The sequence below is a fragment of the Mesorhizobium sp. WSM4819 genome (genome assembly GCF_055811215.1).
In genome coordinates this window covers 17,832-41,253 of sequence record NZ_JBVVQO010000027.1, presented here as the reverse complement: position 1 = coordinate 41,253, position 23,422 = coordinate 17,832, and the positions used below count along the sequence as shown (strand labels likewise).

At 62.4% G+C, this 23,422-nt stretch carries 22 protein-coding genes; 19 read left to right on the top strand and 3 right to left on the bottom strand.

Going from position 1 to position 23,422, the window contains the following annotated elements; genetic code table 11:
* The first annotated feature begins 12 nt into the window (after positions 1 to 12).
* From eno to AC0L18_RS21930, 11 genes are all read left to right on the top strand, one after another.
* Complete coding sequence (gene eno / locus AC0L18_RS21980) at positions 13 to 1,287, top strand: phosphopyruvate hydratase (RefSeq protein WP_027154001.1); 1,275 nt, start codon at positions 13 to 15, stop codon at positions 1,285 to 1,287.
* A gap of 200 nt (positions 1,288 to 1,487) precedes the next feature.
* The gene (locus AC0L18_RS21975) at positions 1,488 to 1,811 is read left to right on the top strand and encodes an FtsB family cell division protein (protein WP_023799238.1); all 324 of its coding nucleotides are present in this window, start codon (positions 1,488 to 1,490) and stop codon (positions 1,809 to 1,811) included.
* A gap of 172 nt (positions 1,812 to 1,983) precedes the next feature.
* Positions 1,984 to 3,030 carry a pyruvate dehydrogenase (acetyl-transferring) E1 component subunit alpha gene (gene pdhA / locus AC0L18_RS21970; RefSeq protein WP_473494191.1) on the top strand — a complete coding sequence of 349 codons (1,047 nt, stop codon included), beginning with the start codon at positions 1,984 to 1,986 and terminating at the stop codon, positions 3,028 to 3,030.
* 15 nt (positions 3,031 to 3,045) lie between these two features.
* Positions 3,046 to 4,434: a pyruvate dehydrogenase complex E1 component subunit beta gene (locus tag AC0L18_RS21965; RefSeq protein ID WP_473494190.1), complete on the top strand. Its 1,389-nt coding sequence runs from the start codon at positions 3,046 to 3,048 to the stop codon at positions 4,432 to 4,434.
* A 4-nt stretch (positions 4,435 to 4,438) separates the two neighbouring features.
* Positions 4,439 to 4,732 (top strand): DUF5076 domain-containing protein, encoded by a 294-nt coding sequence (locus AC0L18_RS21960; protein ID WP_473494189.1) that lies wholly within the window; start codon positions 4,439 to 4,441, stop codon positions 4,730 to 4,732.
* Positions 4,733 to 4,741: 9 nt separating this feature from the next.
* On the top strand, positions 4,742 to 6,154 hold the full coding sequence (locus AC0L18_RS21955) for a pyruvate dehydrogenase complex dihydrolipoamide acetyltransferase (RefSeq protein ID WP_473494188.1): 1,413 nt from the start codon (positions 4,742 to 4,744) through the stop codon (positions 6,152 to 6,154).
* Positions 6,155 to 6,300: 146 nt separating this feature from the next.
* Entirely contained in the window at positions 6,301 to 6,939 is a 639-nt protein-coding gene (locus AC0L18_RS21950) for an SGNH/GDSL hydrolase family protein (protein WP_091591112.1), read from the top strand.
* A gap of 19 nt (positions 6,940 to 6,958) precedes the next feature.
* A complete protein-coding gene (lpdA, locus tag AC0L18_RS21945) occupies positions 6,959 to 8,422 on the top strand; it encodes a dihydrolipoyl dehydrogenase (RefSeq protein WP_473494187.1) in 1,464 nt (487 codons plus the stop codon).
* A gap of 96 nt (positions 8,423 to 8,518) precedes the next feature.
* Positions 8,519 to 8,776 (top strand): GlsB/YeaQ/YmgE family stress response membrane protein, encoded by a 258-nt coding sequence (locus AC0L18_RS21940; RefSeq protein WP_023799232.1) that lies wholly within the window; start codon positions 8,519 to 8,521, stop codon positions 8,774 to 8,776.
* A gap of 126 nt (positions 8,777 to 8,902) precedes the next feature.
* The gene (gene lipA / locus AC0L18_RS21935; protein WP_473494186.1) at positions 8,903 to 9,868 is read left to right on the top strand and encodes a lipoyl synthase; all 966 of its coding nucleotides are present in this window, start codon (positions 8,903 to 8,905) and stop codon (positions 9,866 to 9,868) included.
* Between the two features lie 12 nt (positions 9,869 to 9,880).
* Positions 9,881 to 10,339 (top strand): type II toxin-antitoxin system RatA family toxin, encoded by a 459-nt coding sequence (locus AC0L18_RS21930; RefSeq protein ID WP_023799229.1) that lies wholly within the window; start codon positions 9,881 to 9,883, stop codon positions 10,337 to 10,339.
* On the opposite strand, the gene AC0L18_RS21925 is transcribed toward AC0L18_RS21930, so the two are convergent.
* A complete protein-coding gene (locus tag AC0L18_RS21925; protein WP_473494185.1) occupies positions 10,315 to 10,824 on the bottom strand; it encodes a CinA family protein in 510 nt (169 codons plus the stop codon). The two genes, AC0L18_RS21930 and AC0L18_RS21925, sit on opposite strands and share 25 nt — an antisense overlap.
* Positions 10,821 to 12,050, bottom strand: coding sequence for a bifunctional 2-C-methyl-D-erythritol 4-phosphate cytidylyltransferase/2-C-methyl-D-erythritol 2,4-cyclodiphosphate synthase (locus AC0L18_RS21920; RefSeq protein WP_473494184.1), 1,230 nt, complete (start codon positions 12,048 to 12,050; stop codon positions 10,821 to 10,823). Before AC0L18_RS21920 ends, AC0L18_RS21925 begins: the two co-directional genes overlap by 4 nt.
* Positions 12,051 to 12,268: 218 nt before the next feature.
* On the opposite strand from AC0L18_RS21920, the gene dusB reads away from it, so the two are divergent.
* The 8 genes from dusB to hflX all read left to right on the top strand — a co-directional run bounded on the left by dusB (position 12,269) and on the right by hflX (position 22,532).
* Complete coding sequence (dusB, locus tag AC0L18_RS21915; protein ID WP_473494183.1) at positions 12,269 to 13,297, top strand: tRNA dihydrouridine synthase DusB; 1,029 nt, start codon at positions 12,269 to 12,271, stop codon at positions 13,295 to 13,297.
* Positions 13,294 to 14,436: a two-component system sensor histidine kinase NtrB gene (locus AC0L18_RS21910; protein ID WP_473494182.1), complete on the top strand. Its 1,143-nt coding sequence runs from the start codon at positions 13,294 to 13,296 to the stop codon at positions 14,434 to 14,436. The genes dusB and AC0L18_RS21910 overlap by 4 nt, the downstream gene beginning before the upstream one ends.
* The gene (gene ntrC / locus AC0L18_RS21905; protein ID WP_023799224.1) at positions 14,433 to 15,893 is read left to right on the top strand and encodes a nitrogen regulation protein NR(I); all 1,461 of its coding nucleotides are present in this window, start codon (positions 14,433 to 14,435) and stop codon (positions 15,891 to 15,893) included. Before AC0L18_RS21910 ends, ntrC begins: the two co-directional genes overlap by 4 nt.
* A gap of 125 nt (positions 15,894 to 16,018) precedes the next feature.
* Positions 16,019 to 18,349, top strand: coding sequence for a sensor histidine kinase NtrY-like (locus tag AC0L18_RS21900; protein ID WP_473494181.1), 2,331 nt, complete (start codon positions 16,019 to 16,021; stop codon positions 18,347 to 18,349).
* Positions 18,339 to 19,700 (top strand): nitrogen assimilation response regulator NtrX, encoded by a 1,362-nt coding sequence (gene ntrX, locus AC0L18_RS21895; protein ID WP_027153990.1) that lies wholly within the window; start codon positions 18,339 to 18,341, stop codon positions 19,698 to 19,700. The genes AC0L18_RS21900 and ntrX overlap by 11 nt, the downstream gene beginning before the upstream one ends.
* Positions 19,701 to 19,888: 188 nt before the next feature.
* Positions 19,889 to 20,749 (top strand): D-amino-acid transaminase, encoded by an 861-nt coding sequence (locus AC0L18_RS21890; protein WP_236372980.1) that lies wholly within the window; start codon positions 19,889 to 19,891, stop codon positions 20,747 to 20,749.
* Between the two features lie 145 nt (positions 20,750 to 20,894).
* Positions 20,895 to 21,140 carry an RNA chaperone Hfq gene (gene hfq, locus AC0L18_RS21885; protein WP_006202172.1) on the top strand — a complete coding sequence of 82 codons (246 nt, stop codon included), beginning with the start codon at positions 20,895 to 20,897 and terminating at the stop codon, positions 21,138 to 21,140.
* On the top strand, positions 21,141 to 22,532 hold the full coding sequence (gene hflX / locus AC0L18_RS21880; RefSeq protein WP_287320026.1) for a GTPase HflX: 1,392 nt from the start codon (positions 21,141 to 21,143) through the stop codon (positions 22,530 to 22,532).
* A gap of 6 nt (positions 22,533 to 22,538) precedes the next feature.
* On the opposite strand, the gene mazG is transcribed toward hflX, so the two are convergent.
* Entirely contained in the window at positions 22,539 to 23,363 is an 825-nt protein-coding gene (gene mazG / locus AC0L18_RS21875) for a nucleoside triphosphate pyrophosphohydrolase (RefSeq protein WP_473494180.1), read from the bottom strand.
* Positions 23,364 to 23,422: the final 59 nt, after the last annotated feature.

Genomic DNA, 23,422 nt, shown 5'->3' with positions numbered 1-23,422 from the left:
GGGGACATCGCAATGACTGCCATCATCGACATTGTCGGGCGCGAAATCCTGGACAGCCGCGGAAACCCGACCGTCGAGGTCGACGTCGTGCTCGAAGACGGCTCGATGGGCCGCGCTGCGGTGCCTTCCGGCGCCTCGACCGGCGCGCATGAGGCGGTCGAGCTGCGCGACGGCGGCGCCCGCTACCTCGGCAAGGGCGTCCTGCGGGCGGTAGAGGCCGTCAATGGCGAGCTGTTCGAAGCGATCGGCGGGATGGAAGCCGAGAACCAGATCCACATCGACCAGACCATGATCGAGCTCGACGGCACACCCAACAAGAGCCGCCTCGGCGCCAATGCGATCCTTGGCGTGTCGCTGGCGGTGGCCAAGGCTGCGGCGGAAGCGGCTGGCCTGCCGCTCTACCGCTATGTCGGTGGCACCAAGGCGCATGTGCTTCCGGTGCCGATGATGAACATCATCAACGGTGGCGCCCATGCCGACAACCCGATCGATTTCCAGGAATTCATGATCCTGCCGATCGGTGCGCCGACACTGCGTGATGGCGTGCGCTGGGGTTCGGAGATCTTCCATACGCTGAGGAAGCGGCTGAAGGACGCCGGCCACAACACCAATGTCGGCGACGAGGGTGGCTTCGCGCCTAACTTGAAAAGCGCGCCCGCAGCGCTCGATTTCATCATGGAATCGATCGAGAAGGCCGGCTTCAAGCCGGGCGAAGAGGTTGCGCTCGGCCTCGACTGCGCCGCGACCGAATTCTTCAAGGACGGCAACTACGTCTATGAAGGCGAGAAAAAGACCCGCGATCCGAAGACCCAGGCCAAGTATCTGGCCAAGCTCGCCGCGGACTATCCGATCATCACCATCGAGGATGGGTTGGCCGAGGACGACTGGGACGGCTGGAAAACGCTGACCGACCTCATCGGCAACAAGACCCAGCTGGTCGGCGATGATCTGTTCGTCACCAATACGGCCCGGCTGCGCGACGGCATCCGCATGGGCGTCGCCAATTCTATCCTGGTCAAGGTCAACCAGATCGGCTCACTGACCGAAACGCTCGATGCCGTCGAGACCGCGCACAAGGCCGGCTACACCGCGGTCATGTCGCACCGCTCGGGCGAAACCGAAGATTCGACCATCGCCGATCTCGCCGTCGCCACCAATTGCGGGCAGATCAAGACGGGTTCGCTGTCGCGCTCGGATCGCATGGCCAAGTACAACCAGCTCATCCGCATCGAGGAAGAGCTCGGCAAGCAGGCGCTCTACGCCGGCAAGTCGATCGTGAAGGGCTGAGCCGCAGAAAATCCGAAAACCCAGAATCCGAAAACGAAAGGGCGGGGGCATTCTCGCCTTTTTTGTTTCAACACCGCCAGATCCGGTCGTCCGTAACCGTCCATTAAGCACAATCGGGCGAGAAAGGGCTAGGTCGCAGAGTGGTTAGAGCGCCCTTTGCGCGTCCAGGCGGGCGCGCGGCGCTCTAAGGGATTTGGGTCATGTGGACACGTCAGCACAAGCAGAGAAATACCGGTCGGCTGATCATCCCCTCGCTCTGCGTGGCGTTCCTCGCCTATTTCGGCTTTCATGCCTACCACGGCGAATTCGGCATCTATTCCAAATACCGGTTGCAAGCCGAAGCCGTCGACCTGCAAGGTAAGCTCGATGCCGTCAAGGCGCGCCGGCTCGATCTCCAGCGGCGGGTTCAGCTGATGCATCAGGGCACGCTGGAGAAGGACATGCTCGACGAGCAGGCGCGCAAGGCGCTCAATGTGTCCCACGCCGACGAAATCACCATCATGCTACCGGCCACGGCAAGATAACCAAATTCAAGTTAATCGCCGATATTTTCAACGATTTTAATCGCTTAGACGCATGTCAGCCATGCATTTTTCGGCATGGCGAAACGCTTTCTCGCGTGTTAGCCTTTGCCAAATCGGTGGGGAGAACTGATCTCCCTCAGTGTCCGCAAGAGACGCCAACAGGGAGTGATGCATGGCCACCGCCGCCAGAAAAGCGCCTGCCAAAACCAAACCCAAATCCGACGGCAAATCGGCAGGGCTTTCAGCCCCCAAGCCTCTCGACTTCACCAAGGATGAGGAGCTTGACGCCTACCGGCGCATGCTGCTCATTCGCCGCTTCGAGGAAAAGGCCGGCCAGCTCTACGGCATGGGCTTCATCGGCGGCTTCTGCCACCTCTATATCGGCCAGGAAGCAGTTGTCACCGGCATGAAGATGGCGCTGATCGACGGCGACCAGATGATCACCGCCTACCGCGACCATGGTCATATGCTGGCGATGGAACTGTCGCCGCGCGGCGTCATGGCCGAATTGACCGGGCGCCGCGGCGGCCTGTCCAGGGGCAAGGGCGGCTCCATGCACATGTTCTCCAAGGAGAAGCATTTTTACGGCGGCCACGGCATTGTCGGCGCGCAGGTTTCGCTCGGCACCGGCCTCGCCTTCGCCAATCGCTATCGTGGCAACAACAATGTGACACTGACCTATTTCGGCGACGGCGCCGCCAATCAGGGCCAGGTCTATGAAAGCTTCAACATGGCCTCGCTGTGGAAGCTGCCGGTGATTTTCATCATCGAGAACAACCGCTATGCCATGGGCACCTCGGTAACGCGTTCGTCGGCCGAGACGGATTTTTCGCACCGCGGCGCCTCCTTCAAGATCCCCGGCATCCAGGTCGATGGCATGGACGTCCGTGCAGTCAAGGCAGCCGGCGATCTCGCCACCGAATGGTGCCGTGACGGCAAGGGGCCGCTGATTCTCGAAATGCAGACTTATCGCTACCGCGGCCACTCGATGTCCGATCCGGCAAAATACCGCTCCAAGGAAGAAGTGCAGAAGATGCGCTCCGAGCGCGACCCGATCGAGCAGGTCAAGGCGCGCCTGCTCGACAAGGAGTGGGCTGATGAGGACGAGCTCAAAGCCGTCGACAAGGAGGTCCGCGACATTGTCGCCGACGCCGCCGAATTTGCCCAGAACGACGCAGAGCCGGATCCGTCCGAGCTCTGGACCGATATCGTACTGTAACGAGAGGGCAAGGCCATGCCGATCGAAATTCTCATGCCCGCTCTCTCGCCGACCATGGAAGAGGGCAATGTTTCCAAATGGTTGAAGAAAGAGGGCGATAAGGTTGTCGCTGGTGATGTCATCGCCGAGATCGAAACCGATAAGGCGACGATGGAAGTCGAGGCCGTCGACGAAGGCACGCTAGCCAAGATCGTGGTTCCTGCCGGCACCGAAGGTGTCAAGGTCAACACGCTGATCGCCGTGCTCGCCGTTGATGGTGAAGACGTCGACAAGGCAGGCGAAGGCATCGGCGAGGAACCTGCCAAGGCGGAAACTGCAGCGCCAGCGCCTGCTGCGGCCAAAAGCGAGGGCGCAGCACCTGTCGCCGCGGCGCCGAGAACCGAAATCGCCGCCGATCCCGACATCCCGGCCGGCACGGAGATGGTCTCGACCACGGTGCGCGAAGCGCTGCGTGACGCGATGGCCGAGGAAATGCGCCGTGACGGAGACGTCTTCGTGATGGGCGAGGAGGTCGCCGAGTACCAGGGCGCTTACAAGATCACGCAAGGGCTGCTGCAGGAATTCGGGGCGCGTCGCGTCGTCGACACACCGATCACCGAGCACGGTTTTGCCGGCGTCGGTGTAGGCGCGGCGATGGCCGGCCTGAGGCCGATCGTCGAGTTCATGACCTTCAACTTCGCCATGCAGGCGATCGATCATATCATCAACTCCGCCGCCAAGACGCTCTACATGTCCGGCGGCCAGATGGGCGCGCCCATCGTCTTCCGCGGGCCAAACGGCGCGGCCGCCCGCGTCGCCGCCCAGCACTCACAGTGCTATGCCGCCTGGTACAGCCACATTCCCGGCCTGAAAGTGGTGATGCCCTACACCGCCGCCGACGCGAAGGGATTGCTGAAGGCCGCGATCCGCGACCCGAACCCGGTCATCTTCCTCGAGAACGAAATCCTCTACGGCCAGTCCTTCGATGTGCCGAAGATCGACGATTTCGTGCTGCCGATCGGCAAGGCGCGCATCCACAAGCCGGGCAAGGATGTCACCATCGTCTCCTTCGGCATCGGCATGAGCTACACTGTGAAGGCCGAGGCCGAATTGCGCGGCATGGGCATCGATGCCGAGATCATCGACCTCAGGACCATCCGCCCGCTCGATTTCGACACCATCATCGCCTCGATCAAGAAGACCAATCGTCTGGTGGTGGTGGAGGAAGGATTTCCGCAGAGCTCGGTCGGCGACCATATCGCCAGCCAGGTGTCGCAGCGCGCCTTCGATTTCCTCGACGCGCCGGTCATCACCATTGCCGGCAAGGACGTGCCGATGCCCTACGCGGCAAACCTCGAAAAGCTGGCATTGCCCAATGTCGCGGAAGTCATCGAGGCGGTGAAAGCCGTGACGTACCGGGGTTAACGAGATGTCGCGCGAACTAGAAGTTCCCGCGGTGGTCGTCGAGAACAGCGAATTCGATGAAATACTCCGCGTCTGGATTGGTTCGGACGCGGTCGTCACGATGCAAGACCTCTTTGGACCAAACGCTCACAACTGGGGCATGGTGCTCGCTGATGTCGGCATGCACATAGCCAGGATGAGACTGGAACAAGATGGCATCGCTGAAATCGAGACGCTTCAGGCATTGGAAGAAGGCTATCGAGGCAGAATGTCGGAGCAGTTCAATATCCAGCACCGTTCGCTAACCGGGCGGAACTGAGGAGGAAAAATGCCGATCAACATCACCATGCCGGCCCTGTCGCCCACGATGGAAGAGGGCAATCTTGCCAAGTGGCTGGTCAAGGAGGGCGACAAGGTTTCGCCGGGCGATGTGATCGCCGAGATCGAGACCGACAAGGCGACGATGGAAGTCGAAGCCGTCGATGAGGGCACTGTGGCCAAGCTGGTGGTTCCAGCCGGCACCGAAGGCGTCAAGGTCAACGCGCTGATCGCCGTGCTCGCCGCCGAAGGTGAAGATGCGGCGGCTGCCGCCAAGAGCGGTGACGGCGCTGCCGCTCCGGCAAAAGCCGAGGCAAAACAGGATAAGGCGCCAATCTCCCCACCCGTGGGGGAGATGTCGACGAAGTCGACAGAGGGGGGCGCTGTCCCGCCAGCGGCAAGGAACGAGGCGCCCCCCTCTGGCCTGCCGGCCATCTCCCCCACAAGGGGGAGGATCAGCCAGTCGGACGGTCGCACCTTCGCCTCGCCGCTGGCCCGTCGCATCGCCCGGGAAGCCGGTGTCGATGTCTCCGCGGTGACAGGCTCCGGCCCGCATGGCCGCGTGGTCAAGGCCGATGTCGATGCAGCGATTTCCAGCGGCGGCGCCAAGGCAGCACCCGCCGCGAAAGCGGCACCTGCCGGCGCTCCGGCTCCGGCGGCCGCAGCCAAGCCAATGTCGGACGACCAGGTGCTGAAACTGTTTGCCGACGGCTCTTACGAGCTTGTCCCGCATGACAACATGCGCAAGACCATTGCGCGCCGGCTGGTCGAGGCCACGACCACCATCCCGCATTTCTATCTGACGCTCGACTGCGAGCTTGATGCGCTCCTGGCCCTGCGCACGCAGGTCAATGCGGCCGCCCCGGTGAAGAAGACCGACAAGGGTGAGGCGCCGGCCTACAAGCTGTCGGTCAACGACATGGTCATCAAAGCGATGGCAATGGCGCTGATGGCGGTGCCGGATGCCAATGCGTCATGGACCGAGAGCGCCATGGTCAAGCACAAGCATGCCGACGTCGGTGTCGCCGTGTCGATCCCCGGCGGGCTGATCACGCCGATCATCCGGCGTGCCGACGAAAAGACGCTGTCGGTCATCTCCAACGAGATGAAGGATCTTGCCAGCCGCGCGCGCAGCCGCAAGCTGAAGCCGGAAGAATACCAGGGCGGCACCACGGCGGTGTCCAATCTCGGCATGTTCGGCATCAAGGACTTTGCCGCCGTCATCAACCCGCCGCATGCGACGATCCTGGCGGTCGGCGCCGGCGAGGAGCGCGCGGTGGTCAAGAACGGTGAGATCAAGATCGCCACCATCATGTCGGTGACATTGTCGACCGATCACCGCGCTGTCGACGGCGCGCTCGGCGCCGAACTGCTCGTCGCCTTCAAGCGCATGATCGAAAACCCGATGGGCATGCTGGTCTAGAGGGAAAAGAAGGCGGTGCGGGAACTCTTCACCGGTCTTTTTGCCTTCAGCCCTTCCAGCGTTGCAACGATCGTCGTGCATTGGCTGTTCGTGGGCTGGCGGGTGAGGCGCGCGCAGGCAGATTTCGACCCGAGTGGGGCAAACGCATGAAAACAGTCCTTTGCTACGGCGATTCGCTGACCTGGGGCTATGATGCGGCAAGTCTGGATCGCCACCCGCTCAAGGACCGCTGGCCGAGTGTGCTGCAGGCGACGTTGGGAGCCAGCGTCGAGGTCATCGCCGAAGGCTTGAACGGCCGCACAACGGCTTTCGACGACCATTTGGCCGGCGCCGACCGTAACGGCGCAAGAGTGCTGCCGACGATCTTGATGACGCATGCGCCGATCGACCTGGTCATCATCATGCTCGGCGCCAACGACATGAAGCCGTGGATTCACGGCAATCCGGTCGCCGCCAAGCAAGGCATGCAGCGCCTTATCGACATCGTGCGCGGTCACGACTACCCGTTCGATTGGCCGTCGCCGCAAATCCTGATCGTCGCGCCGCCCGCCGTCAGCCGCACGGAAAACGCCGAATTCAAAGAAATGTTCGCCGGCGGCGATGAAGCGTCGAAGCGGCTGGCGCCACAATATTCCGTCCTTGCCGACGAGGTCGGCTGCGGCTTCTTCGATGCCGGCTCGGTGGCCGAGACCACGCCACTCGACGGCGTCCATCTCGACGCAGAGAACACGCGCAAAATCGGGCAGGCATTGGCGCCAATCGTGCGCGTGATGCTGGAACTCTAGAGAATCATGGGAGAAATCCGTGGCTGAGAACTACGACGTCATCATCATCGGCTCCGGCCCCGGCGGCTATGTCACGGCGGTGCGTTCCGCCCAACTCGGGTTCAAGACAGCGATCGTCGAGCGCGAGCATCTCGGCGGCATCTGCCTCAACTGGGGTTGCATCCCGACCAAGGCGCTGCTGCGTTCGGCCGAGATCATGCACTATTCGGATCATTTGAAGGACTACGGCTTGAAGATCGACGGCAAGGTCAGCGTCGATACCGCTGCCGTGGTCGACCGCTCGCGAAAGGTCTCGCTGCGGCTGAACGGCGGCGTCGCCTTCCTGATGAAGAAGAACAAGGTCGATGTCATCTGGGGCGAAGCCAAGCTGTCCAAAACGGCTTCCGGCGACAGGCCGGGCGAGATCGTCGTGTCGAAATCGTCGAAGAAGCCGATGGAGCCACAGCCGCGGGCGCCCAAGGGCGTCAAGGGGGAGGGCACATACACTGCCAAGCACATCATCCTGGCGACCGGCGCCAGGCCGCGGGCGTTGCCCGGCATCGAGCCCGACGGCAAGCTGATCTGGACCTATTTCGAAGCGATGGTGCCGAAGGAGATGCCGAAATCGCTGCTGGTGATGGGTTCGGGCGCAATCGGCATCGAATTCGCCTCATTCTACCGCACCATGGGCGCGGAGGTGACGGTGGTCGAGCTATTGCCGGCGGTGATGCCGGTTGAGGACGCAGAGGTCTCGAAATTCGCGCAAAAGCAGTTCGAGAAGCAAGGCATGAAGATCATCCTCGAAGCCAAGGTCACCAAGGTGGAAAAAGCTGCGAACTCGGTAACCGCGCATGTCGAGATGAAGGACGGCAAGGTCGAGAAGATTACCGCCGACCGGATGATCTCGGCCGTCGGCGTGCAGGGCAATATCGACAATCTCGGCCTCGAGGCGCTCGGCGTGAAGACCGATCGCGGCTGCGTCGTCGTCGACGGCTACGGCAGCACCAATGTGCCCGGCATCTATGCCATCGGCGACGTTGCCGGCCCGCCTATGCTCGCCCACAAGGCCGAGCATGAAGGCGTGGTCTGCGTGGAAAAGATCGCCAACGTCCCCGGCGTGCACGCCACTGACAAACTGAAAATTCCGGGCTGCACCTATTGCAACCCGCAGGTTGCCTCCGTCGGGTTGACTGAAGCGAAAGCCAAGGCCGAAGGCAAGGACATCCGCGTCGGCCGCTTTCAGTTCGCCGCCAACGGCAAGGCCATCGCGCTCGGCGAGGACCAGGGTTTCGTAAAAACCATCTTCGACAGGAAGACCGGGCAGTTGCTCGGCGCGCATATGGTCGGTGCCGAAGTGACCGAGCTGATCCAGGGCTTTGTCGTGGCGATGAACCTGGAGACCACCGAGGAAGAGCTGATGCACACGATCTTCCCGCACCCGACGCTGTCGGAGATGATGAAGGAAAGCGTGCTCGACGCCTATGGCCGCGCGCTCAACGCGTGATAAATTGACCGCGTGAGACTCAAAAGGTGAGAGCCAAGGAACTCAACCGTAAGGTAATTCGTTTCCGGATGCATTTATCACCAGAGGAGAGGGCATATGGACGTGAATGGCGTGGGCTGGATCGCAGCCATCATCATCGGCGGGCTGGCGGGCTGGCTTGCCGAGATGTTCATGAAAAGCAACATGGGCATCTTGATGAACATCGTTCTGGGCATCGTCGGCGCGATCGTGCTGAATGCCATCCTGCAGGCGCTCAACATCGGCGCCTTCGGCACCGGCTGGATCGCCTATCTGATCACTGGTTTCGTTGGCGCCTGCCTGCTGATCTTGGCAGGGCGCATGGTGCGCCGTTAGTTGCTGAACTCTTGCCATGCGAAAACGGCTGTGGCGGCATGCGTCGCCGCGGCCTTTTTCTTTGCAGCGAAAAGTCCTAGATGGAAAGCGAACGCCGGAAGCGATCGCGAATGAACTGGATTTCTGATGGTCACCGTCCTCGACACGATCGCCAATGCGCCGCGCCTGCGGCATCCTGAAAAGGCGCACAAGCCTGACCAGGATGTGCTGCGCAAGCCCGACTGGATCCGCGTCAAGGCGCCGATGTCGAAAGGCTATGCCGAGACGCGCGACATCGTGAAGTCGCACAGGCTGGTGACGGTGTGCGAAGAGGCCGGGTGCCCCAATATCGGTGAGTGCTGGGAGAAGAAGCACGCCACCTTCATGATCATGGGCGAGATCTGCACGCGTGCCTGCGCCTTCTGCAACGTCGCCACCGGCATTCCAACCGCGCTCGATCCCGATGAACCGGCGCGCATCGCCCACGCCGTCAAGCAAATGGGTCTAACCCATGTCGTCATCACGTCGGTCGACCGCGACGATCTCGCCGATGGCGGAGCTCAGCACTTTGCCGAGGTCATCCGCGCCATCAGGGCGGCAACGCCTTCGACGACGATCGAAATCCTGACGCCCGACTTCCTGCGCAAGGAAGGCGCGCTGGAGATCGTGGTGGCGGCCAAGCCTGATGTGTTCAACCACAACCTGGAGACCGTTCCGTCGAACTATCTGACAGTCCGCCCGGGCGCCCGCTATTTCCATTCGATCAGGCTGCTGCAGCGGGTCAAGGAACTCGATCCCTCGATCTTCACCAAATCCGGCATCATGGTTGGCCTTGGCGAGGAGCGGAACGAGATCCTGCAATTGATGGACGATCTGCGTTCGGCCAATGTCGACTTCATGACCATCGGTCAGTATCTGCAGCCATCGAAAAAGCACCATCCGGTGATCCGTTTCGTCACGCCGGAGGAATTCAAGTCCTTCGAGACGATCGGCAAGACCAAGGGCTTCCTGCTGGTGGCATCGAGCCCGCTGACGCGTTCGTCGCATCACGCCGGCGACGATTTCGCCAAGCTGCGCGCGGCACGGGACGCGTTTCTCAAGAAGTCCGCCTAACACACTGGTTTCATGCCACAATTCGAAGCCCATCGCCGCGTTGCGCATACGCCGGAACAGATGTTCGCTCTGGTCGCCGATGTCGAATCCTATCCGCAATTCCTGCCGCTTTGCGAGGCGCTGACGGTTCGCTCGCGCAAGGAACGCGACGGACGCACCCTCCTCGTCGCCGACATGAGCATTGGCTACAAGGCGATCCGCGAGACTTTCACCACGCAGGTGCTGCTAAAGCCTGACGAGAAGGCCATCGACGTCAAATATATCGACGGTCCGTTCAAATATCTGAGCAATGCCTGGCGTTTCGAGCCGGCCGACGGCGGTTGCAATGTCTGCTTCTTCATCGACTACGAATTCAAGAGTCGTATTCTGGGTGCGGTGATGGGAGCGATGTTCGATCGCGCCTTCCGCATGTTCTCCGAGGCGTTCGAGAAGCGCGCCGACGTCATCTATGGCGCAGCGCCGGCAGCCTGATCCGCGGCGAGCGCGCGCAAGCCCAGTTCAAGCGCGTGCCTGACGGTCTCCCGGCGGATGAACTTGCGGCCTTTGTCGGCAAACAACTGGCATTCGCAGACGACCGGCCGGCCGGTCAAGGCGATACCGAACCAGACCAGGCCGACGGGCTTTTCCGTCGAGCCGCCGCCCGGACCGGCAATGCCGGTGACGGCAAGGGTCAGCCCGGCGCGCGAATGGGCCAAGGCGCCGGCTGCCATCTCGACCGCCGTTTCCCGTGAGACCGCGCCGTGCGCCGCGAGCGTGGCGGCGGAAACGCCGAGCATCTTCGTCTTGGCCTCGTTGGAATAGGTGATGAAACCCCGGTCGACCACTGTCGAAGAGCCGGCGATGTCGGTCAAGGCGGCGATGATCATGCCGCCGGTGCAGCTCTCGGCCGTCGCCAGCATGATGCCGCGCTGTTGGCAGGCTTGAAGCAGGGCATCTGCGAGATCGCTGTTGCTCATTCGGGGACATCACCTGGAAACACGACGCTGGCGGTGGCGATGGCGGCTATGCCTTCCTCGCGTCCGACAAAGCCGAGCTTTTCGTTGGTCGTCGCCTTGATCGAGATGCGGTCCCGGGAAATCGCCAGCATTGCCGAAAGGATTTCGGTCATTGCTTCGCGATGCGGGCCGACGCGCGGCGCCTCGCAGATCAGCGTGATGTCGGCATTGGCGATACGCCCGCCGCGCGCGCGCACCAATCCTGCCGCATGCTCGACGAAGATCCGCGAGGCCACGCCTTTCCACTGCGGGTCCGATGGCGGGAAATGCGTGCCGATGTCGCCGGCGCCGCAAGAGGCGAGCAGCGCGTCGGTCAAGGCGTGCAGGCCGACATCGGCGTCCGAATGGCCGGACAGTTTCTTGTCGTGCGGGATCGAGACGCCGCACAGGACGACATGGTCGCCGGGCTCGAAGGCATGGACGTCGTAGCCATTGCCGGTGCGGATATCCGGAAAACGCGGCCGTTCGCCGGAAAGCCGCTGATCCGCCATCGAGATATCCCTTGCCCAGGTAAGTTTGACATTATCCGGCGAGCCCGGGACGATTTTCACCGGAATGTTCGCCCATTCGGCAATCGCGGCATCGTCGGTGAAGTCCGCCTTGCCCAGATGATGGGCCTTTTCATGGGCAGCCAGGATCGGCCAGAACGGAAAGCCCTGCGGCGTCTGCGCGGCATGAAGCCCGTTCCTGGAAACCGTCTCGCCGATCATGCCCGCGGCCGATTCACGTTTCAGCGTATCGGCGACGGGCAGGGCAGGCAGCGCTGCCTGACGCTCGCCGATGGCGGCGATCGTGCGGTCTATCAATTCCGCGTCGACGAACGGGCGGACGGCGTCATGGACCAGAACCCGGCGCGGCGCATGGCCTCTCAGCGCAAGCAATCCGAGCCGGACGGAGTCCTGTCTGGACGCGCCACCGGTCACCGTGACCACCCGGTCGGCGTTGGCGCCAGCGGCGCTGCGAAAAAGCCCGCTGTCGTCGGCATGAATGGCGACGACGACAGCGCCGATTTTCGTATGCGCCAAAAACACGTCCAATGTGCGCGCGATGACGGCACGGCCGCCGATCCTTTGGTATTGCTTCGGCCCGTCGGCCTGACCGGCGCGCGCGCCGCGGCCGGCGGCGACGATAACGACGGCAACCTTGTCGTCCGCAGCCAAAGCCTGCTTTTCGCTTGCGTCTGTCATGCCGAGACGCTTAGCGCATCATCCCAAAAAGTGGAATCGCTTTTCGGAAGAGATCATGCGCAGATGCAAAGTGCCAATAGGGTCCCCAACACGCACCGCACTTCGGCTAGTGCCGGCATTTTCCCAAATGCGCCTTAATGCGACGTCATTGCGCGTTGCACATTGCCGCCATTCTGGCTAGTGAATGTGCAGCTATTAAAAATGCTTGGTTTTTGTGCATGCTTGACCTGACCAAATTGGCATCTCCGCTGGATGTGGGTCGTGTGAGAATCCGCAATCGCGCTTTTCTCGCGCCCATGTCGGGCATAACAGATGAGCCGTTCCGGCAGCGTGCCTATGCGCATGGCGCCGGGTTGGTGGTGTCGGAGATGGTGGCGAGCGGCGAACTTGCCAGGGGCAGAGCCGGTTGCGGCCTGCGCATCCGCCACTCCGGGCTGCCGGTGCACATGGTCCAGCTTGCCGGCCGTGAGGCGGTGCATATGGCAGAGGGCGCCCGTATAGCCGCGGGCGAGGGCGCCGACATCATCGACATCAACATGGGCTGCCCGGCCAAGAAGGTGACGGGCGGCTATGCCGGTTCGGCGCTGATGCGCGATCTCGATCACGCTTTGTCGCTGATCGAGGCGGTGGTCGGCGCCGTCGAGGTGCCGGTCACGGTCAAGATGCGGCTCGGCTGGGACGAAAGCGCGCTCAATGCGCCTGTTCTGGCGCGCCGCGCCGAGCAGGCGGGGGTTCAGATGGTGACGGTGCATGGCCGCACGCGCTGCCAGTTCTACCAGGGCAAGGCCGACTGGCGCGCCATCGCACGCATTAAGCAGGCCGTTTCGATCCCGGTCGTTGCCAATGGCGATGTCGGCTCGCCGGCGGAGGCAGCAATGATCCTCGACCAGTCGGGTGCCGACGCGGTGATGATCGGCCGCGCCCATTACGGCGCGCCCTGGACGGCAGGCAGCATCGCGGCAGCCGCGGCAAAAGAGATGACGCCCGGTGTGCCGGAAAGCCCGCAAGCGCTGGCCGACTACGTCGTTGCCCACTACCAGGACATGCTGTCGCTCTACGGCATCGAAAGCGGCGTGCGCCAGGCGCGCAAGCATCTTGGCTGGTATCTCGACCGCCACGCCGCTGGCGTCGTCGATGAGCAGCGAAAGGCCATCCTTACCTGCTTCGAGCCCGTCCGCGTCATCGCCGCGTTGCGTGAGGTGTTTTCAAGCGCTGCCGAGGCGATGAACCTGCGGAGCGCAGCATGAATGCCACCGTTGCACAGAACATGGACATGGCGGACGCCGCACACATCGTGCTCAACACCATCCGCCGCCCGGTGATCATGCTCGATGCGGAAGGGTTCATCACCTTCGCCAATGCCGATGCCGAAGATTTCTTCCGCTCGAGCGCGACCATGCTTGCCCGCAACACATTGCCCAAGCTCATTCCATTCGGCAGTCCGTTGCTGACGCTTGTCGACCAGGTGCGCGAGCGCCGGGCACCCGTCAACGAATACCGGGTCGACGTATCGTCGCCGCGCCTCGGCATCGAGAAGGTGGTCGACCTCTATGTCGCGCCGGTGTCGGAATTCCCGGGCTCCGTCGTGGTGATGTTCCAGGAACGGTCGATGGCCGACAAGATCGATCGTCAGATGACGCACCGCGGTGCGGCACGCTCGGTGACCGGCCTTGCCGCGATGCTCGCCCACGAGATCAAGAACCCGCTATCCGGCATCCGGGGCGCCGCCCAACTGCTCGAACTGTCGGCTTCCGACGAGGATCGCGCGCTGACCCGGCTGATCACCGACGAGACCGACCGCATCGTCTCGCTCGTCGATCGCATGGAGGTGTTTTCCGACGAGCGGCCCGTCGATCGCTATCCGGTCAACATCCATATCGTGCTCGACCATGTGAAGGCGATTTCCAAGAACGGTTTTGCCAAGCGGATCAAGATATTGGAGGATTATGATCCATCATTGCCTCCGGTTTTCGCCAACCGCGACCAGCTCATCCAGGTGTTCCTCAACCTGGTCAAGAATGCGGCCGAGGCGATTGGCGGCGATCCGCAAGGCGAGATCACCCTGTCGACCGCGTTCCGGCCGGGCATCCGTGTTTCCGTTCCGGGATCGCAGGGCCGCGTGTCGCTGCCGCTGGAATTCTGCGTGCGCGACAACGGTTCTGGCGTCTCCGAAGATATCCTGCCGATCCTGTTCGACCCCTTCATCACCACCAAGCCGAACGGGTCGGGGCTTGGTCTGGCGCTGGTAGCGAAAATCGTCGGCGAGCATGGCGGCATCATCGAATGCGATTCGACGCCGCGCGCAACCACCTTCCGCATCCTGATGCCAGCCTGGAAGGAAACGCCGTTCGGCACTGACGACGATGGCGAAGGAGACCGCAAATGACGGTTCGCGGCAATATTCTCGTCGCCGACGACGATGCGGCCATCCGCACCGTCCTCAATCAGGCGCTTTCGCGCGTCGGCCATGAGGTGCGCGTGACGTCCAACGCCTCGACGCTGTGGCGCTGGGTGGCGGCGGGCGAGGGCGATCTCGTCATCACCGACGTGGTTATGCCCGACGAAAACGCCTTTGACATGCTGCCGCGCATAAAGAAGGCGCGACCGGAACTGCCCGTCATCGTCATGAGCGCCCAGAACACGTTCATGACCGCGATTCGCGCCTCCGAAACCGGCGCATACGAATATCTGCCGAAACCGTTCGACCTGACCGAGCTTCTCAACATCGTCAACCGGGCGCTTTCCGAGCCCCGACGGCCGAAGATCGATGCGCGGGCGGACGAGCCGCCGGAAACCATGCCGCTAGTTGGCCGCTCGGCCGCCATGCAGGATATCTACCGCATGCTGGCGCGCATGATGCAGACCGACCTCACGGTGATGATTTCAGGCGAATCGGGCACCGGCAAGGAACTGGTCGCGCGCGCGCTGCACGAGTATGGCCGCCGCCGCGGCGGCCCCTTTGTCGCGATCAACATGGCTGCGATCCCGCGCGACCTGATCGAATCGGAACTGTTCGGGCACGAGAAGGGCGCCTTCACCGGCGCGCAGAACCGCTCCACCGGCCGTTTCGAGCAGGCCGAAGGCGGCACGCTCTTCCTTGACGAGATCGGCGACATGCCGATGGAGGCGCAGACCCGCCTGCTGCGTGTCCTGCAGCAGGGCGAATACACCACCGTCGGCGGCCGCACGCCGATCAAGACCGACGTGCGCATCGTCGCCGCCACCAACAAGGATCTGCGCACGCTGATCAATCAAGGGCTTTTCCGCGAGGATCTGTTCTATCGCCTGAATGTCGTGCCGCTAAGGCTGCCGGCGCTGCGCGAGCGGTCCGAGGACGTTCCGGATCTCGTCCGGCACTTCTTCAAGCTTGGCGCCAGCGAAGGCCTGCAGACCAAGCGCATTTCCACGGGCGGCATCGAGCTGATGAAGCGCTATCCGTGGCCGGGCAACGTGCGCGAGCTCGAAAATCTCGTCCGCAGACTTGCCGCGCTCTATTCGCAGGACGAGATTTCTGCCGAAGTCATTGAGGCGGAACTGAAGACCGGCGAGAGGCCGGTCGTTCCCGGCGGCGGCAACCTCATTCCCGACGACCTGTCCATCGGCCAGGCGGTGGAACATTTCCTGCAGCGCTATTTTGCTTCGTTCGCCGGCGACTTGCCGCCCGCCGGCCTCTATCAGCGTATCCTTTCCGAGGTCGAATATCCGCTGGTGCTTGCTTCGATGACGGCAACCCGCGGCAACCAGATCAAGGCTGCGGAGCTCCTCGGGCTCAATCGCAACACGCTGCGCAAGAAGATTCGCGAACTCGGCGTCAACGTCTACAAATCGACCAGGCAAGCTTAGAGCGCCGTTTTCTTTCAATAAATCGATCCCGAATTTCGGGCCGGTGTGACAGAGCGAAGCCTTTTCCGGGGGATCGAGCGCCGAAACAGTTCCGTCCAGGCCACACTTGTTGCATAATCGCCACAATGCGTTGCATACATCCGACGCAATCACTGGTTCTAGACGGCGACATGGCTCCACGGGCATCGAGACTGAGCGAAACGCTTTTCAGCGAACCCCGCACAAGTGACGGGCGCCGGCTGCTTGCGCTGCCGGGCGTGGTGGCAATTGCCGGTGCGCTGGTTACGGCGGCGATCTCCTTCGCCATCCTCGTCGGTGCCACGCCGATCACGCCGGACGAGAGCACAACCCTGGCGCTAATCGCCGTCAATGCGGCGTTCATCCTGTTCCTGATCGCGCTGGTTGGCCGCGAAGTACATCGTATCGTGATGGCGCGCCGGCGCGGCAAGGCGGCGTCGCGGCTGCATGTGCGGATCGTCGCGATGTTCGCGCTGGTCGCCGCGATTCCCGCCATCATGGTGGCGATCATCGCCTCGATCACGCTCGATATCGGTCTTGATCGCTGGTTCGAAATCCGCACCAAGACGATCGTCAATTCGTCGCTGTCGATAGCCGATGCCTATGTGCAGGAGAACGCGCGCAACCTCCAGGGAACGACCCTGTCGATGGCTTACGATCTCGACGCCTCCCGCACGCTCTACGGCCTCGATCGAACCGGCTTCCTCGATCTGATGAACAAGGAAGCCGTTGGACGCTCGCTGGCCCATGCCGCACTGATCAGGTCCGACGGTTCGTTCGTCATGAGCGCCAAGACCGACGCCGATTTTGCCATGCCGGAGCCGCCGGAAGGCGCCATGAGCGGTGCCGCTGACGGCAGGCCGGTGCTGATCGAGCCGAAGACGCGCAACATCATGGGCGCCATCGTCAAACTGCGCGAGATCGAAGGGCTCTATCTCTACACCATCCGGCTGGTCGATCCCGAGGTGATCAAGGCGCGGCAGATTGTCAGGTCCAACAGCGACGAATATCGCGGCCTCGAAGACAGTCGCCGCACCTCGCAGGTGGCCTTTGCACTTCCCTATTTGTCGCTGACGCTGATCATCATCCTGTCCGCCATCTGGACCGGCATCGCCGTGGCCGACCGCCTGGTGCGGCCGATCCGCCAGCTCATCGGCGCGGCCGACGAGGTCGCGACCGGCAATCTCGACGTTGCCGTGCCGGTTCGGCCCTCCGACGGCGACGTCGCCTCGCTCGGCGACACCTTCAACAAGATGCTGCTGGAACTGAAATCGCAGCGTAACGAGATTCTGTCCGCCAAGGATTTGATCGACGAGCGGCGGCGTTTTTCGGAAGCCGTGCTTGCCGGTGTCACCGCCGGCGTTATCGGCGTCGATCCGTATGGCATCGTCACCATCGTCAACCGGTCGGCCGAAACGATGCTGGCCATATCCGCCACCGCCGCACTCGGGCAAAATCTCTCCGCCATGCTGCCGCATGTTGGCCGCGTCTTCGAGATCGGCCGCAAGTCGGGCAAGCCTGTCCATCGCGAACAGGTGACCTTCTATCGCGCCGGTGCGGAGCGCACCTTCAACGTGCAGATCACGGTCGAGGCCGGCGACGACGGTTCGGAGGAGAAATCCTATGTCGTGACGGTGGACGACATCACCGATCTGGTCCAGGCGCAGCGTTCCTCGGCCTGGGCGGATGTGGCGCGGCGCATCGCCCACGAGATCAAGAATCCGCTGACGCCGATCCAGCTTTCGGCCGAGCGCATCAAGCGCCGCTACGGCAAGGTCATCACCGAAGACCGCGAGGTTTTCGATCAGTGCACCGATACGATCATCAGGCAAGTGGAGGACATCGGCCGCATGGTCGACGAGTTCTCGGCTTTCGCACGCATGCCCAAGCCCGAAATGAAGGCCCTCGATTTGCGCGAATCGTTGCGCGAAGCCTCGTTCCTCGTCGAGGTGAGCCGCTCCGATATCACCTTCGAGCGCGTATTCGGCAACGAACCTCTCAAAGGCACGTTCGACAGCCGCCTGATGGCGCAGGCCTTTGGCAACGTCATCAAGAACGCAGCCGAGGCGATTGACGGACTTGATCAAAAGGATCGCTCGCACGGCATAATCCGAATTCAAGCCGGGCGCCAGAATGGTACGATTCGCATCGATGTCATCGACAACGGCAAGGGCTTGCCGCGCGAGAACCGCCAGCGATTGCTCGAGCCTTACATGACGACACGCGAGAAGGGCACCGGCCTCGGCCTCGCTATCGTCAAGAAGATAGTGGAGGACCATGGCGGCCGGCTCGAATTGCATGATGCGCCGGCGGATTTCCACGACGGGCGAGGCGCGATGATCAGCATCATCCTGCCGCTCGCCGCCACTGTGCCGTCGCGCGGCGAAGGCAGGACGGAACCCGAAAGAGAAACTGAAAAGGTCGATAATGGCGTCTGACATTCTCATCGTCGATGACGAGGAAGACATCCGCGAACTTGTCGCCGGTATCCTGAGCGACGAAGGTCACGAAACCCGCACGGCATTCGATGCCGACAGCGCCCTGGCGGCGATCGCCGACCGGGCGCCGAGGCTGATTTTCCTCGACATCTGGCTGCAAGGTTCGCGTCTGGACGGACTGGCGTTGCTGGACGAGATCAAGACGATGCATCCGAGCCTGCCGGTGGTGATGATCTCGGGCCACGGCAACATCGAGACGGCGGTCTCGGCCATCCGCCGCGGCGCCTATGACTTCATCGAAAAACCGTTCAAGGCCGACAGGCTGATCCTCATCGCCGAACGTGCCATTGAAACCTCAAAACTGAGGCGCGAGGTTTCGGATCTCAAGCTGCGCAGCGGCGAAACCTTCGACCTGATCGGCATGTCGTCGGCGATGAGCCAATTGCGCCAGACCATCGAGCGCGTCGCGCCGACCAACAGCCGCGTCATGATCATCGGCCCGTCCGGCTCAGGCAAGGAACTCGCGGCACGCGCCATCCACACGCTGTCGGCGCGCAAGGGCGCTCCGTTTGTCACGCTGAGCGCCGCCAACATCACGCCCGAACGCATGGAGGTCGAACTGTTCGGCACCGAATCCAACGGTGTCGAACGCAAGGTCGGCGCGCTTGAGGAAGCCCATCGCGGCATTCTCTACATCGATGAAGTGGCCGACATGCCGCGCGAAACGCAAAACAAGATCTTGCGCGTGCTGGTCGAACAGCAGTTCGAGCGGGTAGGGGGCACCAAACGGGTCAAGGTCGATGTCCGCATCATTTCGTCGACGTCGCAGAACCTGGAGGCGATGATCGCCGACGGTCGTTTCCGCGAGGATCTCTATCACCGCCTGGCGGTTGTTCCGGTCATGGTGCCGGGATTGGCCGAGCGGCGTGAGGACATCCCCTATCTTGTCGACAATTTCATGAAGCAGATCGCCCGCCAGGCCGGCATCCGGCCGCGGCGCATCGGCGACGACGCGCTGGCGGTGCTGCAGGCGCACAACTGGCCAGGCAACGTTCGCCAGTTGCGCAACAACGTCGAGCGGCTGATGATCCTGGCGCGCGGCGACGATATCGACGCACCGATCACCGCCGATCTCTTGCCTGCCGAGATCGGCGATGTCATGCCGCGCACGCCGAACCAATCCGATCAGCACATCATGGCGCTGCCGTTGCGTGAAGCGCGCGAACAGTTCGAGAAGGACTATCTGATCGCCCAGATCAACCGTTTTGGCGGCAACATCTCGAAGACGGCCGAGTTCATCGGCATGGAGCGCTCGGCGCTTCACCGGAAGCTGAAGTCGCTGGGCGTCTGACCGCCAATCCGGTCGTGGCCTACGCAATTATCGGTTACGGCGGCGGCGGAATCGCATAAGAAACGCTGCCGCACGTCTTTCGGGACGCGCAACGGACGCTGTAGCATTTTGTTTTTTGCGCATGGTCTTCCCCGAAAAATGGATTCCGATTTTCGGGGGCCATGCGCTGACTTCTTCAGGGGTGACCCATGCCGCGCATTGCCTATGTGAACGGGCGCTATGTCGCTCACGCCGACGCTTTCGTGCATATCGAGGACCGTGGCTATCAGTTCGCCGACGGTGTCTACGAGGTCTGCGAGGTGGCGCGCGGCTTCATCGTCGATATGCCTCGCCATCTCGGACGGCTGAACCGCTCGCTGACCGAATTGTCGATCGACTGGCCGGTCACGCCGGGCGTGTTGCCGATTATCCTGCGCGAGGTGGTCCGCCGCAACCATGTCGCCGATGGCCTGGTCTATCTTCAGGTGACGCGCGGCGTCGCCAGCCGTGATTTTGTTTTCCCGGCGGGCACGAAGCCGTCGCTGGTGGTTACCGCCAGGAAAGCCGACCCCGCTGCTGCCACCAGGAGGGCCGAAAGCGGAATCAAGGTCATCACCGTGCCGGAGAACCGTTGGGACCGGGTCGACATCAAGTCGGTCGGCCTGCTGCCAAACGTGCTCGCCAAGCAGAAGGCCAAGGAAGCCGGCGCCCAGGAAGCCTGGTTCATCGATGCCGACGGCACCGTCAAGGAAGGTGGGTCGTCGAACGCCTGGATCATCACCAGGGACGGCGTGCTGGTGACGCGTCCGGCCGAGCACGGCATCCTGCGCGGCATCACCCGCACCACGCTGTTCGAAGTGGCCGCCAAGCTCGGCCTGAAGATCGAGGAGCGGGGCTTTTCGGTCGCCGAAGCCAAGGCCGCGCGCGAGGTTTTCATCAGCTCCGCGACCACAATCGCCATGCCGATCGTGGCGATCGACGGTGCTCCGGTCGCCAACGGCCACCCAGGCTCGATAACACTTTCCTTGCGGCACGCCTTTTTTGACGTTGCGGAAAAAAGTCCAGCCTGATAACCGCACAGGTGGAATGAACATCAATATATCTCGTTCTGCTTGTCGTTATTGACGGCAAGACGGTGTTTGCGCGCTTGACATGTGCCAGTTAATTTGGCGCATTGGCCTGCAAACCGAAGGGGATCGGCGAAAGACAAGAACAATGGCGGAACGATCGCAAAATCTTCAGGACCTGTTCCTGAATTCAGTTCGCAAAAGCAAAAACCCACTCACCATCTTCCTCATCAACGGCGTGAAGCTGACCGGTGTGGTCACTTCCTTCGACAATTTCTGTGTTCTGCTGCGTCGAGACGGCCACTCCCAGCTCGTCTACAAGCACGCCATTTCCACGATCATGCCGAGCCAGCCGGTTCAGATGTTCGATGGCGAGGAAAGCCAGGGCGCCTGATTGGCACGTAAGAAAGACGCGGATCGCAGCGTTCGCGAAAAACCAGCATATCAGCCGGGGGCGGAGGCCGAAGGCCCGACCCGGGCCGTGGTCATCGTGCCGGTGCTTACCCGCCAGCCGCGCGGCGACGAGGACACGAATCGCCCGCGTCTGACGCGTTCTGCCGAGGCCCGCCACGACGAGGCGGTTGGTCTTGCCCAAGCCATAAACCTCGACCCGATCCATACCGCGGTTGTGACCGTCAACGATCCCCGGCCTGCCACCCTGCTCGGCAGCGGCAAGGTCGCGGAGTTCGCCGAGATCGTCAAGGAGGGCCGTGCCGAACTGGTCATTGTCGATCATCCGCTGACGCCGGTGCAGCAGCGCAACCTGGAAAAGGAATTGAACGCCAAGGTGCTGGATCGCACCGGCCTGATCCTGGAAATTTTCGGCGAGCGCGCGCGGACCAAGGAAGGCACGCTGCAGGTCGATCTGGCGCACCTCAACTATCAGAAGGGCCGGCTGGTGCGAAGCTGGACTCACCTCGAGCGCCAGCGCGGCGGTGCCGGTTTCCTCGGCGGCCCTGGCGAAACGCAGATCGAATCGGACCGCCGTGTCCTGCAGGACAAGATCAACAAGCTCAAGCACGAACTCGAAACAGTGCGACGCACCCGTGACCTGCACCGCGCCAAGCGCAAGAAGGTGCCGTTCCCGGTTGTGGCCATTGTCGGCTATACCAACGCCGGCAAATCGACGCTGTTCAACAGGCTGACCGGAGCTGGGGTGCTGGCCGAGGACATGCTGTTCGCCACGCTCGACCCGACGCTGCGTCGGGTGCGGCTGCCGCACGGCACGCCGGTCATCCTTTCGGACACGGTCGGTTTCATTTCGGACCTGCCGACGCATCTGATCGCGGCCTTCCGGGCAACGCTCGAAGAGGTGGTCGAGGCCGATCTCGTCATCCATTTGCGCGATATTTCGGATCCCGACACGGCCGCCCAGGCCGAGGATGTCGAGCGCATCCTCGCCGATCTCGGCGTCGATGCCGGCGACAGCAGGCGCGTCATCGAAGTGTGGAACAAGATCGACCGGCTCGATGCGGGCAACCGGGAGCGGTTGCTCGCCGACGGCATCGACGGCAGCAAGGCACCGCCGATTGCCATATCGGCCGCCACCGGCGAGGGCATCGATGTGCTGAAGGCGATCATCGAGACACGAGTTTCAGGCGAACTGGAAACGCAGACCGTCACGCTCAAGCCTGACCAGCTTGGGTTCGTCGACTGGCTCTACCGCAATGGCGACGTCGTCTCGCGCACCGACAATGAAGATGGCGGTATAACCGTGTCGCTCAAAGCGACGCGAAGCGCACACGAAGAGATAGAAACCAGATTGCACCGTAAAAACAACGGGTAATTTCTGTTACTTCGCGCTTTTGGCTTGCTGCCAAAGCGCCTCCATCTCGTCGAGCGTCGCCTTTTCCAGGGTGTTTCCGGACCTTTCCAGCGCTTGCTCGACATAGTGGAACCGCGAGCGGAATTTCTCGTTGGTGCCGCTGAGCGCCGCTTCGGAATCAACCTTGAGATGACGCCCGAGATTGACGACGGCAAACAGCATGTCGCCGAACTCGTCCTTGATCGAAGCCGTATCGCCCTTGGCAAGGGCCTGGCGCAACTCGCCGATCTCTTCCTCGATCTTGTCGAGGATCGGCGTGGCCTCGCTCCAGTCGAAGCCGACGCGGGCCGCCTTTTCCTGCAGCTTGAGCGCCCGGGCCAAAGCGGGCAGGGCGACCGGTACGCTGTCCAGAAAACCCTTGCCATGATCCTCCGGATCGTGGCCGCGGGCGAGGCGGGCATTTCGCTTTTCCGCTTTTTCCTCGGCCTTGATCTTCTCCCACATGCCCTTGGCCATGCCGGCGCTGCGCGCCTCATCGTCGCCGAAGACATGCGGATGGCGGCGGATCATTTTTGTGGTGATGGCCTGGACCACGTCGTCAAAGGCGAATTCACCGGCCTCCTCGGCCATCTGCGCATGGTAGACGACCTGCAGCAGCAGGTCGCCGAGTTCGTCGCGCAGATCGTCCAGGTCGCCACGCGCGATGGCGTCCGCCACCTCGTAGGCTTCCTCGATCGTGTAGGGCGCGATGCTCGAGAAATCCTGCTCGACGTCCCACGGGCAGCCGGTTTCCGGCGCCCGCAGCGCCGCCATGATCTCGATCAGCCGGGAAATATCTTTCGAGGGTTTCATCGGTCGCATGCTAGCCTGCGTCCGACGGTGCAGCCAACGCCGTCGCAAGGCGAGGAGCG